This window comes from Kitasatospora sp. YST-16 (assembly GCF_026802215.1).
Lineage (GTDB): Bacteria > Actinomycetota > Actinomycetes > Streptomycetales > Streptomycetaceae > Kitasatospora > Kitasatospora cineracea.
Genome location: NZ_CP113837.1, coordinates 723331 through 735855 on the forward strand (window position 1 = coordinate 723331; position 12525 = coordinate 735855).

Consider the following 12525-nt stretch of genomic DNA (forward strand, 5'->3'; position numbering starts at 1 on the left):
CGAAAGCGACGGACGCGAAAGCGACGGGCGCGAAAGCAGGGGCGCGGGGAACTGCGCGCGGCGGGAGTCGCACGTCAGCAAGTTCGCGGGATAGTGCAAGTGGCTGTCCTGCGAGGCGATCTGGCTGTGCGTGCTTGCTTGGCCGCGCAGTTCCCCGCGCCCCTGCTTTCGCCTTTCGCCTCACATCTCACATCTCACATCGTGATGGTCGCTCCGGCGGTCTCGGCGACGATCGGGTCGTGGGTGGCGACCAGGGCGGCGCAGTGGCGGCGTTGTGCGGTGGTGGCGATGAGGGTGGTGAGGGTCGCGGCTTGGGAACGGTCGACGGCGGCGGTGGGTTCGTCGATCAGGAGGAGGTCGGGTTCGAGGAAGAGGGCCCGGGCGAGGGCGACGCGTTGGCGTTCGCCGCCGGAGAGTTGGTCGGCGCGGTGGTGGAGGCGGTGGGCGAGGCCGACTTCGGTGAGGGCGTGTTCCGCCGCGGCGCGCAGCCGCCTGGCGGGGCGGCCCGCGACGGAGGCGGCGGCGAGGAGTTGTTCGACGGCGGTGAGGCCGGTGAGCAGGTTGCCGCTCTGGAACATGTAGCCGATCCGTTCGCGTCGGACCTGGGCCCGTTCGGCGTCGCCGAGGGCCGCCAAATCGGTTGTGCCGAGCAGGACTTGGCCCGCGTCGGGGCGGAGCAGGGCGCCGGCGACGGCGAGCAGGGTGGACTTGCCGGAGCCGGAGGGGCCGACCAGGGCGGTGAGGACGCCGGGGGCGCAGGTGGCGTCGACGGCGCGCAGGACGGGGGTGCGGGCGTCGCCGTGGCCGAGGGCGACGCTCACGCCGCGCAGGGTGAGTTCGGTCATCGTCCGGCTCCCAGCATGGTCATCGGGTCCGCCTTGGCGACCCGGCGGAGGGTGAGGGCGGCCCCGGCGAGGGCGGCGAGGGCGACGGCGCCCATGGTGGTGGCGAGGGACAACCCCGGGAGGCTGAACGGGACTTCGGTGCCGACCAGCAGGCCGACCGCGGAGGCGAGCGCGGCGCCCGCCAGGGTGCCGCCGAGGACGACGGCGGCGGCCTGGGCGAGGGTGTGGCCGAGCAGGCGGCGGCGGGAGGCGCCCATGGCGCGCAGCAGGGCGAGTTCGGGTTGGCGCTGGACCGTCCAGACGCCGAAGAACGCGCCGACCACCAGCGGGGCGATCAGGTAGAGGAAGAACTGGATGGACGTCATGGTGACGCGTTCGCCGGTGTAGCCGGGGGCGGCCGCGTACGCCTGCTCGACGGTGAGCGTGCGGGTGCCGAACTCGTGGTCGGCGTCGGCGAGTCGGGCTCCGCCGTCGGCCTGCAGGGCGATCGCGGCGTACTGCTGCGGGAGGGCGGTGGCGGGGGTGGTGGCGCCGGGGGTGGTGAAGCGGATGCGCTGCCAGGTGGCGGTGGTGACGTAGCCGGCCGGGACGTGGCCGTAGGAGGAGCGGCCGGTGATGCCGGTGACCTTGAGGGCGATGCCGAGCCGGTCGACGGTGAGGGTGTCGCCGATCCGCACGCCCTCTTCGGCGAGTTTCCGGGAGATGACCAACTGGTCGTCGCCGCCGAGGCGTTGGCCGTCCTCGGCGCCGGGGTCGAGGAAGGAGCCGGGTTCGACGCCGAACGCGGCGAGGTCGACCTCGGTGTGCCGGTCGGTGGTGCCGCGGGTGAGGGAGACGCCGAGCGGGGCGGCCCGGACGCCGGGCTGCCGGCGCCAGCGGTCGAGCGTCTCGGCGGGGACGAGGCTGCGGGCGAACTGGTCGGTCCCGGCGTCCGGGGAGAACGCCAGGTGGGTGGCGGGCAGGCGGCGCAGGGCGGAGACCGTGTCGTCGCCGAGGCCGGTGGTGAATCCGGAGACGATCCCGACCAGGGCGGCGACCAGCAGGACGACGCAGCCCATGAGCAGGAAACGGCCGCGGGCGGCCTTGAGTTCGAGCAGGGCGAGGTACACCGTGCTCCTTCCAGGATGGGGACGATGCGTCCCCAACATAGGGCATGGCGACGCACTGTCCCCAAACCGGGGCCCCGGCCGGGCCGACGGGACCGACGGGGCCTGCTCCTAGACTGGGCGGGTGCCGAAGATCAGTGCCTCCACCGTCGCCGACCACCGCGCCCAGCAGTACCGGGCGCTGGTCACGGCCGCCCGCGAACTGCTGGAGGCCGAGGGCGACGGCGCCGCGGTGACCTTCGCCGCCGTCGCCCGTCGCACCGGCCTGGCCCGCAACAGCGTGTACAAGTACTTCCCGGACCGGGCCGCGCTGCTGGCCGCCGTCGTGCACGAGTCCACCCCGCGGTGGACCGAGCGGATCGCCGCCGCGATGGCCGCCGCCCGCACCCCCGAGCAGCAGGTCGCCGCGTACGTGCGCGCCCAGTGCGAGCTGGTGCGGGACGGCGAGCACCGGATCGCCCGCGCGCTGGCCGGCGACCGGGACGCGGCGGCGCTGCGCGAGGCCGCCGGGGACGCCCACCGCAGGCTGCTGTCGCCGCTGGTCACCGCGCTCTCCGAGCTCGGCGACCGGGCGCCGCTGCGCACCGCGCAACTGCTCCAGGGCCTGGTGAACGCGGCCGTCACCGCCCTGGAGTCCGGCGCCCCGTACCGGCCGACCACCGAACGGGCCACCGCGCTGGCGGTGGCCTCACTGGCGGCCCTCCGGCCGAACTGACCGGTCGAGTGCCCCGTACCGCACGGGACTCGGCGTCCGTCAGGCCGGGGCGGGTTCCAGTTCGGCCCGGCCGGCGGCGTCGGAGAGTTTGATCAGGACGGCGGTCAGCAGCCAGTTGGCGGTGAGGGAGGAGCCGCCGGCGGCGAGGTAGGGCAGGGCCTTGCCGGTGAGCGGGATGAGGCCGGTGACGCCGCCGACCACGACGAAGACCTGGAGGGCGAGGGCGGCGGCGAGGCCGGTGGCGAGGAGTTTGCCGAACGGGTCGGTGACGGCCACGGCGGTGCGCAGGGCGCGCTGCACCAGCAGGCCGTAGAGCAGCAGGACGGCCATCGAGCCGGCCAGGCCGAGCTCTTCGCCGATGGTGGTGAAGATGAAGTCGCTGCGCCCGGCGAAGCCGATCAGGAACGGGCGGCCCTGGCCGAGGCCGGTGCCGAGGACGCCGCCGGAGCCGAGGCCGAAGAGCGCCTGGGCGGGCTGCTGGGAGATCAGGGCCGGGTCGTGGACGGGCCGGTAGATGTCGAGGGGGTGCAGCCAGGCTTCGACCCGGCCGTGCACGTGGGGTTCGAGGTCGCCGACCACGGCGGCGCCGCCGACGGCCATCAGCAGGCCGATGACCACCCAGCCGGTGCGTTCGGTGGCGGTGTAGAGCATCACCACGAAGACGCCGAAGAAGATCAGCGAGGTGCCGAGGTCGCGTTCGAAGACCAGCACCAGCAGGCTGACCGCCCAGATCGCCAGCACCGGTCCGAGGTTGCGGCCGCGCGGCAGTTGCAGGCCCCAGACCCGGCGGCCGGTGAGCGCGAGGGCGTCCCGGTTGGCGGTCAGGTAGCCGGCGAAGAAGACCGCGATGGCGACCTTGACGAACTCGTCGGGCTCGAAGGAGAGCCCGCCGAGGCGGATCCACCGCTTGGCGCCGAAGCTGTCGCCGGGGAAGAACGCGGGCGCGGCCAGCAGCACCAGCGCGCCCGTCATGATCAGGTAGACGTACTTCTGGAACAGCCGGTGGTGCCGGACCGCGGCCAGCACGCCGACGGCCAGCAGCGCGGCGATCACCGTCCACTGCACCTGGCCGGGCGCGGCGGGGAGCTTCTGCCAGTCGCCCTTGTCGGCGTGCCAGAGCTTGTACGAGTAGTCGAGGCGGTCGAGCAGGACCAGTCCGAAGCCGCTGAGGAAGACCGCGAGCGGCAGGATCAGCGGGTCCGCGTACGGGGCGAAGCGGCGGACGGCGAGGTGCAGCAGCAGGGCGAGCGCGCCGAGGCCGGCGCCGTAGGGGAGCAGGCCGGGCGGGAGGGCGTCGCGCAGGGCGAGGCTCGCGCCGGTCCAGGCCGCCAGGCAGACCGCCACCGCGAGCAGCAGCAGGGCGAGTTCGCGGCGACGGCGGTGTGCGGCGCGGCGTCGGCCCGCGCTGCGCGGGGCGGTTTCCACCCTGGCTCCCCCACTCGGTAGATTCTACAGCGGTGTAGACGTCGGAACCGGGTCCGCGGTTGCGGGCCGGGCCCGCGACGGCGCCCGGGTCCCGGCTGGGCCCCGCTCTCGGCAACCGCCGCCCGAAGGAGGACCACCGGCATGACCCACCCCGCGGCCGTCGCGCCCTGGCACTGGTCGGCGCTGGCCGACACCTGGACCCTGGAACCGGCGGTGGCCGCCCTGTCCGCGCTGCTCGCGGCCGGCTACCTGGCCGGCGTCCGCCGCCGCCGTCGCACCGGCGGGGCCGACGGGGACGGCCCGTGGCCCTGGCACCGCACCGCGGCGTTCCTGGGCGGGCTGGCGGTCTGGGTCTGGACCACCTGCTCCGGCCTCGGCGCGTACGAGCGGGTGCTGTTCACCGACCGCGCGGTGCAGCTGGTCCTGCTGCTGATGCTGGTGCCGATGCTGCTCGCGCTGGGCGCGCCGGTCTCGCTGCTGGCCGACGCGCTGCCGGCGGCGGGCCGCGCCCGGCTGCGGGCCGCGCTGTCCGGCCGGACCTCCCGGGTGCTGATGTTCCCGCTGGTGTCCACCGTGCTGCTGGTCGCGCCGCCCTGGCTGCTGTACTTCACGCCGCTGTACGGGCGGACGCTGACCGACCCGCTCGGGAACACCGCCTTCCACCTGGTCCTGGTGCTGATCGGCCTGCTCTACTTCTGGCCCCGCCTGCAGCTGGACCCGGTCGCGCACGCGTACCCGCTGATGATCGGCGTGGTGATCACCTTCGTCGAGGTGGTCTTCGACGCCGCCCTCGCCCTGGTGCTGCTGTACGGCGGCCACGTGATCGCCGAGCCGTACTACGCGGGCCTGGCCCGCGACTGGGGGCCGACGCTCGCCCGCGACCAGTTCGTCGGCGGCAACGCGATCTGGATCCTCGGCGACCTGGTCGGCCTGCCCTTTCTGTGCGCGCTGATCCGCCGCCTGATCGTCACCGGGCGCGCCGAGACGGCGGCGGTGGACGCCGCCCTGGACGCGGTGGAGGAGGCCAGGGCGGTGGCGGCGGCGACGGCCGTGGCGGCCGGGACCGACGCCCCCGCCGGGGACCGGCCCTGGTGGCTGGACGACCCCAACCTCCGCCACCGCTACGGCGGTTGACCTCGCCGGCCGGTCGGCCGGGCGGCGGGGTGCGACGCAGCTCACGGGCCGTCCGCGCCGCGCCGGGGAATGCGCCTCCCGGAGTCCGGGTTGCACCGGGCGTACGGTTGAATACCCAGGGGGGTATCAACGAGAGAGGTTCGACGACATGGCGAACACCCACGCGCCCTCGGACGCCCACCCCGGCGGCATCACCGCCACGCTCACCGGCACCACCTTCGCGGAGGCCGCCGACCGGGTCCGCGCGGCCCTCGCCGAGCAGGGCTTCGGCATCCTCACCGAGATCGACATGACCGCCACCCTGCGCGCCAAGCTCGGCGTCGAACTGGAGGACTACCTGGTCCTCGGCGCCTGCAACCCCCCGCTCGCCCACCGCGCCCTGGAGGCCGACCGCCGGATCGGCCTGCTGCTGCCCTGCAACGTCGTCCTGCGCACCGCCCCCGGCGGGACGGCCGTCCTGGTCGAGGCCATGGACCCGCAGCTGATGGTGCAGTTCACCGGCCGCCCCGAACTCGCCGCCATCGCCGACGACGCGGCCGCCCGCCTGCGCGCGGCCCTCGCCCCGCTGGGCGGATGAGCAGCTGACCGACCACCCGGGGCGCCCCGCACCGCGGGGCACGCCCCGGGCTCCGCACGACCTCCAAAATACCCCCCAGGGTATTATCAGTCCCCTCGCGCTTGGAGAGAGACCAGTGAACCGCTCCGCCCCCGCCCCGGCCGTCCAGGCCATCGCGGCCGACCCGTCCCGGCCGGGACTGCTGGGCCGTCTCGGCGTGTGGTCCGTACGACACTTCAAGGCCGTGATGGCCGGCTGGCTGGTGCTGGTGATCGGGCTGGGCGCGTTCGCCCCGCAGGTCACCTCCGCGCTGTCCGGCGCGGGCTGGCAGGCCGACGGCTCGGACTCGGTGCAGGTCCGCACGCTCGCCGAGGAGCACTTCGCGGGCAACGCCTCGTCCGCGATCCAGATCGTGGTGGCCGCGGACCGCCCGGTCGACGATCCCGGCGTGCGGCAGGTGGTCGACCGGGCCGCCGCGCTGGCCGCCGCCGACGGCCGGATATCCACCGTGATCCCGCCGCAGCCCGGCGCCACCGTCAGCCCGGACGGCCGGACCGCCGTGCTGCTGGCCGGGGCCGCCGCCTCGCCGGACGACATGGTGCGGGCCGCCGACGACCTCAAGGAGCCGCTGCGCGCGCTCTCCGGCGACGGCGTCGAGGTCAGCGCGACCGGCGCGTCCGTGCTGTGGAGCGACTTCAACACGGCCAACCACGACGCGATGATGAAGTCCGAGTTCATGTCCTGGCCGGTCACCCTGGCCATCCTGGTCCTGGCCTTCGGCTCGCTGGTCGCCGCCGGACTGCCGCTGCTGCTCACCATGGCGGGCCTGGCCGCGTCGGCCGGATCGCTGGTGCTGATCGGCCACCTGCTGCCGGTCTCGGTGTGGGCGATGAACTTCGCGATGATGTTCGCACTCGCCCTCGGCATCGACTACGCGCTGTTCCTGGTGGTGCGCTTCCGGGCCGCCCGGGCCGCCGGGAAGGACGGCCCGCGGGCCGTCGCCGAGACCATGGACACCGCGGGCAAGGCCGTCCTGCTGTCCGGTGCGACGGTGCTGGTCAGCCTCTCCGCCGTGATGCTGGTGCCCGCGCCCGCGTTCCGCTCGATGGCCGGCGGCATCATGCTGGCCGTGCTGTTCGTGCTGGCCGCGACGCTCACCCTGCTGCCCGCCGTCCTCGGCAAGCTCGGCCACCGGGTCGACGCGGTGTCCCTGCCCTGGGCCGAGCGGCAGCGGCAGACCTCACCGCGGTTCGCCGCCTGGGGCGAGCGGCTGTGGAAGCACCCGCTGCGCTGGGGCGCCCTCGCGCTGACCGTGCTGCTCGCACTGGCCGCGCCGGTGATCGGGCTGCGCACCGCGATGCCCTCGATCGACGTGCTGCCCACCGACGCCGGCGCCCGCACCGGGTACGCCGCCGTCCAGCAGGCGTTCGGCCCCGGCACCCCCGGCACCCTGCAGATCCTCACCCCCGCCGACCGGGCCGCCGACACCGTGCGGACCGTCGCCGCCAACCCCGGCATCGCCGGGGTGCTGCCCGCCCAGGACGCCGCCGACGGCTCCGGCTGGGCGATGGTGCAGGCCGTCCCGACCGTCGACCCGTCCGACCCCGGACTCGGCCGCACCGTCGACACGCTGCGCGCCGAACTGCCCGACCGCACCCTGGTCGGCGGCGCCTCGGTGGAGAACCTCGACCTCCAGCACCTGCTGACCGAGAAGACCCCGCTGGTGATCGGCGTGGTGATGGCGCTCGGCTTCGTCCTGCTGCTGTTCGCGCTGCGCGCCCCGCTGATCGCGGCCCTCGGCACCGCCGCCGGACTGCTGTCCACCGGCGCCGCGTTCGGCGTGGCCCGGCTGGTCTTCCAGGACGGGCACGGCGCCGGGCTGCTCGGCTTCACCCCGCAGGGCTTCCTGGACGGCTGGGCCCCGGTGTTCTTCTTCGCCATGATCTTCGCGATCGCGATGGACTACACCGTCTTCCTGCTGGCCTCCGCGAAGGAGCAGTACGAGCGCACCGGCGACCCGAAGCAGGCGATGGTCGGCGCGCTGGCCCACTCCGGCCGGGTGGTCTTCGCCGCGGCGGCCGTGATGGTCGCGGTGTTCTTCACCTTCGCGCTGTCCGGCCCGCTGCCGCCCAAGGAGATGGGCATCGTGCTGGGCGTGGCGGTCCTGCTGGACGCCGCCCTGGTCCGGCTGGTGCTGCTGCCCGTCCTGCTCCGCCTCGCCGGGCGCGCCGCCTGGCACACCCCCCGCTGGCTGGACCGCGTCCTGCCCCGGATCCCGTTCTCGCACTCCTGACCCCCGCCCCCGTACGGAAGGAACCCCTCCCATGTGTCGTCGCGTCACCTGCAAGTCCTGCGGCAAGCCGACCTTCGCCGGCTGCGGCATGCACGTCGACCAGGTCCTGGCCGGCGTACCGAAGGCGCAGCGCTGCTCCTGCGCGGCGGACGCCAAGGCCGCCAAGACCGCCAAGGCGGCGGGGGACGCCGGGAACGCCGGGAGCACCGGGGGCGCGGCCGCGCCGGCCGGGTCCTGGTTCTCCCGGCTGTTCGGCCGGAGCTGACGCCGCGTCGAACCGTCCGGGCCCGCTCCGGGAACGCCCCCGCCCCGCACGCCGCGGGGCGGGGGCGTCCGCGTCAGTGCACCGGCAGCCGCTCGGCGGCCGGCTCCCGCTCGGCGTCCAGCACCCGTTCGGCCAGCTCCGGGTCGAGGGCGACCCGGACCAGGGCGTCGGCCAGCCGGTGCAGGTCGGACGGGTCGACCAGGGCCGCCAGCCGGTCCGGCTCGACGGGGAGCCCGAGGCGTTCGGCACCGACCGGCACCCGGGCGTCCAGCGCCGGACGCAGGTGCGGCCAGACGGCCTGCGCGTCGCGGCAGAACGCGGCGGCACCGGCCGGGCCGATGCCCGGGAAGCGCTGCAGCAGGGCCCGGGTGCGGTCCGGGCGGTACTGCGCCGCCGCGGCGAGCCCGCGCAGGTCGCCGCCGTACTCGTCCTCGGCCAGCCGGGCGCAGTCGCTGAGCCGGGTCGCGGTGCCCTCGGCGAAGTGGCGGTAGCGCCCGGCGATCAGCGCCTCCTTGCAGTGCAGCCGCCCCAGCTCCAGGGTTCCCGCGGGCGTGCCGGCCCCGGCGGCGATCAGCGCGGCCGTGCCGGTGACGGCGATCGAACCGTGGATCCGGGCCGACGCCAGATTGCTCAACACCAGGAGCTGCCACAGCGGTTCGGCCCGGTCCGCGAGCACGATCCCCGCCTGTTCCGGGTACGTGCCCCCCGCGCTCTCCAACAGCACCGCCACCCGCCGTCGTGCGTCCACTCCGGACCTCCCGCCACTGATTCGCCGACGAACCGCCGACTGTCGGGGCCGACGGTACGCGGCGGCCGCCCCGACCGGCCCGCAGCCACGCCGCGAGCCCCCGGCCCGTTCCACCGGGCAACGGGCACCCGGACCGGCGGACGCGCGGGCGTGCGGGGGTGCGCGCGGGCGCGAACTCCGGCGCGGGCTCGGTGCGGCAGCCGCGGGCCCAGTGCGAAAGCCGCGAACCCAGTGCGGCAGCCGCGGGCTCAGTGCGGCAGCCGCGGGCTCAGTTCAGCAGCGCGGCGACCTCGGCCAGCGAGTGCACCCGCGGCACGGACGACTCCTCGCCGCTCGGCTCGCGGTCCAGCCAGATGCCCAGCAGCCCGGCGGCGGTGGCCGCCTGCGCGTCCACGTCGAGCCGGTCGCCGACGTACGCGGTGCGCTCGGGGGCCACGCCGAGGGCGCGGCAGGCCAGCCGGAAGATCTCCGGATCGGGCTTGGCGCAGCCCGCCTCGGCGGAGGCCGTGGTGTGCGGGACCAGCACGTCGAGGCCGACGGCGCGCAGCTTGCGCCGCTGGACGTCGCCCTCGCCGTTGGTGATCACGCCGGTCCGCCGCGACGCGCCCAACTCCCGTACCGCGCGCGGCGCGTCGGGGTAGGCCCGCCAGGAGCGCTCGTAGCGCCGCAGGTACCCGGCGAACCAGGCGTCGGCGCGGTCGGCCGGCCACTCCCCCAGCCCGAGGTGGGCGGCCAGGCCCACGGCCCGGTTGCGGCGCTGCTGCTGGACGGTCACCTCGCCGGTCAAGTAGCGGTCGTACTCGACCCGTTCGAGGCGGCGCCAGAACCGCAGCACCTCGTCCCGGTCGAACCCCCGCCCGGACAGCTCCGCCGCGACCCCGGCCAGCACGGCCGCCTCGGCCGCCCCGTCGTGGTCCACCAGCGTGCCGTCGAGGTCGAACAGCACCGCTTCGATCACCGTCCGCCTCCCGTCCTCCCCCGGCCACCCTACCGGCCGCTGACTTCCCGTCACCACCCGGCCACCCCCCGCTCACCTGGCGGCTTCGCCCCGGGGGCTCAGCGGGCAGGGGTGTCGTGTTCGAGGGACAGGAGGGCGTCGAGGAGGTGGGTGGGGGCGGGGTTGCGGGCGGGGTGGGCTTCGGTGCGGACGGCGGTGGGGCGCCAGTGGCCGCCGGGGGCGGGCGCGAAGGCGAGGGCCCAGAGTTCGTGGCCGGTGTCGGCGCGGTGGAGGTGGAGGGTGCCGTCGGCGGTGTGGGTGAGCCAGTGGCGGGTGCGCAGGCCGGCGCGGTAGCGGTTCCACTGCCGGTCGGACCAGCGCAGGTCGGGGACGGGGTGCGGGCGGGGCAGTTGCATCGGGGTCAGGCCGGCGGGGGCGGGGCGGACGGCGCCGGGGGTGGGGAACGTCCAGGCGGGCAGGGGTTCGCGGGCGGCCAGCCAGGGGCGGGGATGCCGGCGGTGCCGGTGCGGGCGGCGACCACGCCGCCGGTGATCGCGGCGACGGTGTCGACGTCGCCGCCCGCGCCGATCGCGGCCCACAGCGCGGACGGGTAGTCGGTGAGCCAGTGCGCGGCGCACCACAGCGCGTACGGGACGGTGTCGGCGGCGCTGGTGCGGCTGCCGTTGCCGAGGACGGCGGCCGCGGCCCGGGGTCGGTGCGGTCGGTCAGCGCGGCGGCCTCGGCCAGGCCGCGGCGGACGGCGCCGTGCGGGGTGAGGTCGGCGACGGCCTGCAAGTAGCGTGCGGGGGTGGTGGGTTCGGTGCGGGCGCGGACGGCGAGGGCGGCGGCGACGGCCACCGCGACGGCGCCGTCCACGGCCTGCGGGTGGGTGTGGGTGGTCACGGCGGTGTCGGCGGCGGGGCGGACGGCGGCGGCCGGGTCCTCGGCGTACCGGGCGCCGAGCGGGGCCACCCGCATGGCCGCGCCGTTGCCGAACGAGCCCTGGCCGTCGAAGAGTTCGGCGGCCAGGCGGCGGGCGTCGCCGCCTTCCCGGATCAGCCGGAGCAGCCGGTTGGCGGCCGGTCCGTAGCCGCGGTCGAAGTCGTGCCGGCGGGCGAAGGCGTGGGTGAGGTCGAAGGTGTCGATCGTGCCGCGTTCGCTCTGGGCGGCGTACACCGAGCAGGCCATCTCGGTGTCGTCGGTCCACGGCCACGGGCCGGGCGGTGCGGTGCGGGCGTCGAGGTGGGTGCGGGCGGTGTCGGGCACGAAGAACTGGGCGCCGAGCGCGTCGCCGACGGACAGGCCCTGGAGGGCGTCGAATGCGGGGCCGCGGTGCGGGAAGGAGTCAGTCATACGTGCCCCATCGGAGCGCGCGGGCGGGCCGGATGTCAAGACCCGGCCCGGCACGGCACGGTCGGCTCGGGTCGGGTCGGGTCGGCTCGGTCCGGCCGAGGCGACCTGCGATGATCGGACGGTACGGCCGTCGTACGCGAGAGGTGGTTCCCCATGGTCGGTGCGGTGCTGATCGTCGTCCTGCTGCTGGTGCTGGGCGGGTGCGGCTGCGTGGTGTGGGCCGAGCGCGGCGGCCCCGGCTGGGTGCGGGGCGTGGCCCGGGTGACGCTCGGTGCGGGCGGCGCGGTCCGCTGGGCGCACCGCAACCGGAAGCGGCAGCTGGTCCCCGGTGACTCCGGCAGCAGCGGCAGCGCCGACGGGGACGGCTGACGGGCGGTCAGCCGGTCGGCCCGTCAGCCGGTCAGGCCGAGCGGGTCGGGGGCGTCGGCGAGCAGGTCGGGGCCGTTCGCGGAGACCCGGTTGACGGCCGTCGGCACCGCCCGGACCAGGAGGTTGCCGTCGGCGGGGCGGTGTAGCAGGTCGTGCAGGTCGGCCCGGTCGGTGTTCGCCGGGTCGAGCCAGCTGTCGAGCTCGTCGCGGGGGACGAGCATCGGCATCCGGTCGTGCACCCGTCCGGCCCGGTCGGTGGCGTCGGTGGTCAGGATGGTGGTCGTCGCCAGCCAGGCCGCCGGATCGTCCTCCGGCAGGTCGGCGTCCCGCCAGAACTCGTACAGCCCGGCCATCAGCATCAGTTCGCCGGTGGAGAGGAAGTACGGCTGCTTGTACGCCTTGCGGCCGTCGGCGGCGGGCACCTGGCGCCACTCGTAGTAGCCGTCGGCCGGGATCACGCAGCGCCGGACCGCGAAGGCCCGGCGGAACGAGGGCTTCTGGTCGACGGTCTCCGAGCGGGCGTTGATCAGCCGGGCCGCGCCCGACCGGTCCTTCGCCCAGGACGGCACCAACCCCCAGCGCAGCGGCCGCAGTTGGCGCGCCACCTCGCCGGTGTCGGCGTCCACCCGTTCCAGCACCGCGGCGACCCGGTCGGTCGGGGCCACGTTCCAGCTGGGCGCCAGGGCCTCGGTCGGATCCCAGTCGGTCACGCCGAGCAGGGAGGCCAGCTCGGCGGGTGGGGTGGTGGAGACGAAACGGCCGCACATGCGTCCCAGCCT

At 75.6% G+C, this 12525-nt stretch carries 13 protein-coding genes and 1 pseudogene; 6 read left to right on the forward strand and 8 right to left on the reverse strand.

The window, feature by feature from the left end; genetic code table 11:
• Positions 1-194: 194 nt before the first annotated feature.
• Both OU787_RS03345 and OU787_RS03350 read right to left on the reverse strand, forming a co-directional pair.
• Positions 195-845 carry an ABC transporter ATP-binding protein gene (locus tag OU787_RS03345; RefSeq protein WP_030461401.1) on the reverse strand — a complete coding sequence of 217 codons (651 nt, stop codon included), beginning with the start codon at positions 843-845 and terminating at the stop codon, positions 195-197.
• On the reverse strand, positions 842-1954 hold the full coding sequence (locus OU787_RS03350; protein WP_030461400.1) for an ABC transporter permease: 1113 nt from the start codon (positions 1952-1954) through the stop codon (positions 842-844). The genes OU787_RS03345 and OU787_RS03350 overlap by 4 nt, the downstream gene beginning before the upstream one ends.
• 121 nt (positions 1955-2075) lie before the next feature.
• Between OU787_RS03350 and OU787_RS03355 the strand changes: the two genes are divergently transcribed.
• Entirely contained in the window at positions 2076-2666 is a 591-nt protein-coding gene (locus OU787_RS03355; protein WP_030461399.1) for a TetR/AcrR family transcriptional regulator, read from the forward strand.
• 39 nt (positions 2667-2705) lie between these two features.
• On the opposite strand, the gene OU787_RS03360 is transcribed toward OU787_RS03355, so the two are convergent.
• Positions 2706-4091 carry an FtsW/RodA/SpoVE family cell cycle protein gene (locus OU787_RS03360; protein ID WP_030461398.1) on the reverse strand — a complete coding sequence of 462 codons (1386 nt, stop codon included), beginning with the start codon at positions 4089-4091 and terminating at the stop codon, positions 2706-2708.
• 141 nt (positions 4092-4232) lie between these two features.
• Between OU787_RS03360 and OU787_RS03365 the strand changes: the two genes are divergently transcribed.
• The 4 genes from OU787_RS03365 to OU787_RS03380 all read left to right on the forward strand — a co-directional run bounded on the left by OU787_RS03365 (position 4233) and on the right by OU787_RS03380 (position 8339).
• Complete coding sequence (locus tag OU787_RS03365) at positions 4233-5225, forward strand: cytochrome c oxidase assembly protein (RefSeq protein WP_051817171.1); 993 nt, start codon at positions 4233-4235, stop codon at positions 5223-5225.
• 148 nt (positions 5226-5373) lie between these two features.
• Positions 5374-5802, forward strand: a complete 429-nt coding sequence (locus tag OU787_RS03370) for a DUF302 domain-containing protein (protein WP_051817170.1) — start codon at positions 5374-5376, stop codon at positions 5800-5802.
• Positions 5803-5917: 115 nt separating this feature from the next.
• Positions 5918-8074 carry an MMPL family transporter gene (locus OU787_RS03375; RefSeq protein ID WP_030461395.1) on the forward strand — a complete coding sequence of 719 codons (2157 nt, stop codon included), beginning with the start codon at positions 5918-5920 and terminating at the stop codon, positions 8072-8074.
• Positions 8075-8105: 31 nt separating this feature from the next.
• The gene (locus OU787_RS03380; RefSeq protein ID WP_035955991.1) at positions 8106-8339 is read left to right on the forward strand and encodes a hypothetical protein; all 234 of its coding nucleotides are present in this window, start codon (positions 8106-8108) and stop codon (positions 8337-8339) included.
• Positions 8340-8412: 73 nt separating this feature from the next.
• Here the strand turns inward: OU787_RS03380 and OU787_RS03385 are convergent, their stop codons facing one another.
• The 4 genes and pseudogenes from OU787_RS03385 to OU787_RS34750 form a co-directional block, all read right to left on the reverse strand.
• Positions 8413-9087, reverse strand: coding sequence for an endonuclease (locus OU787_RS03385; RefSeq protein WP_198545022.1), 675 nt, complete (start codon positions 9085-9087; stop codon positions 8413-8415).
• Positions 9088-9355: 268 nt separating this feature from the next.
• The gene (locus OU787_RS03390; protein ID WP_268658485.1) at positions 9356-10045 is read right to left on the reverse strand and encodes an HAD family hydrolase; all 690 of its coding nucleotides are present in this window, start codon (positions 10043-10045) and stop codon (positions 9356-9358) included.
• Positions 10046-10143: 98 nt separating this feature from the next.
• Complete coding sequence (locus tag OU787_RS03395) at positions 10144-10440, reverse strand: hypothetical protein (protein WP_030461392.1); 297 nt, start codon at positions 10438-10440, stop codon at positions 10144-10146.
• A 5-nt stretch (positions 10441-10445) separates the two neighbouring features.
• Positions 10446-11377, reverse strand: a pseudogene (locus tag OU787_RS34750) (ADP-ribosylglycohydrolase family protein).
• Between the two features lie 153 nt (positions 11378-11530).
• On the opposite strand from OU787_RS34750, the gene OU787_RS03405 reads away from it, so the two are divergent.
• Positions 11531-11746 carry a hypothetical protein gene (locus tag OU787_RS03405; protein WP_268658486.1) on the forward strand — a complete coding sequence of 72 codons (216 nt, stop codon included), beginning with the start codon at positions 11531-11533 and terminating at the stop codon, positions 11744-11746.
• 23 nt (positions 11747-11769) lie between these two features.
• Here OU787_RS03405 and OU787_RS03410 read toward each other — a convergent pair whose 3' ends face one another.
• Positions 11770-12513: an SOS response-associated peptidase gene (locus tag OU787_RS03410; RefSeq protein ID WP_268658487.1), complete on the reverse strand. Its 744-nt coding sequence runs from the start codon at positions 12511-12513 to the stop codon at positions 11770-11772.
• Positions 12514-12525 lie beyond the last annotated feature (12 nt).

Bases quoted from the DNA above. Each gene is read 5' to 3' on its own strand.
- OU787_RS03345 (WP_030461401.1), bottom strand. From the start codon at position 845: ATGACCGAACTCACCCTGCGCGGCGTGAGCGTCGCCCTCGGCCACGGC.
- OU787_RS03365 (WP_051817171.1), top strand. From the start codon at position 4,233: ATGACCCACCCCGCGGCCGTCGCGCCCTGGCACTGGTCGGCGCTGGCC.
- OU787_RS03370 (WP_051817170.1), top strand. From the start codon at position 5,374: ATGGCGAACACCCACGCGCCCTCGGACGCCCACCCCGGCGGCATCACC.
- OU787_RS03380 (WP_035955991.1), top strand. From the start codon at position 8,106: ATGTGTCGTCGCGTCACCTGCAAGTCCTGCGGCAAGCCGACCTTCGCC.
- OU787_RS03395 (WP_030461392.1), bottom strand. From the start codon at position 10,440: ATGCAACTGCCCCGCCCGCACCCCGTCCCCGACCTGCGCTGGTCCGAC.
- OU787_RS03405 (WP_268658486.1), top strand. From the start codon at position 11,531: ATGGTCGGTGCGGTGCTGATCGTCGTCCTGCTGCTGGTGCTGGGCGGG.
- OU787_RS03410 (WP_268658487.1), bottom strand. From the start codon at position 12,513: ATGTGCGGCCGTTTCGTCTCCACCACCCCACCCGCCGAGCTGGCCTCC.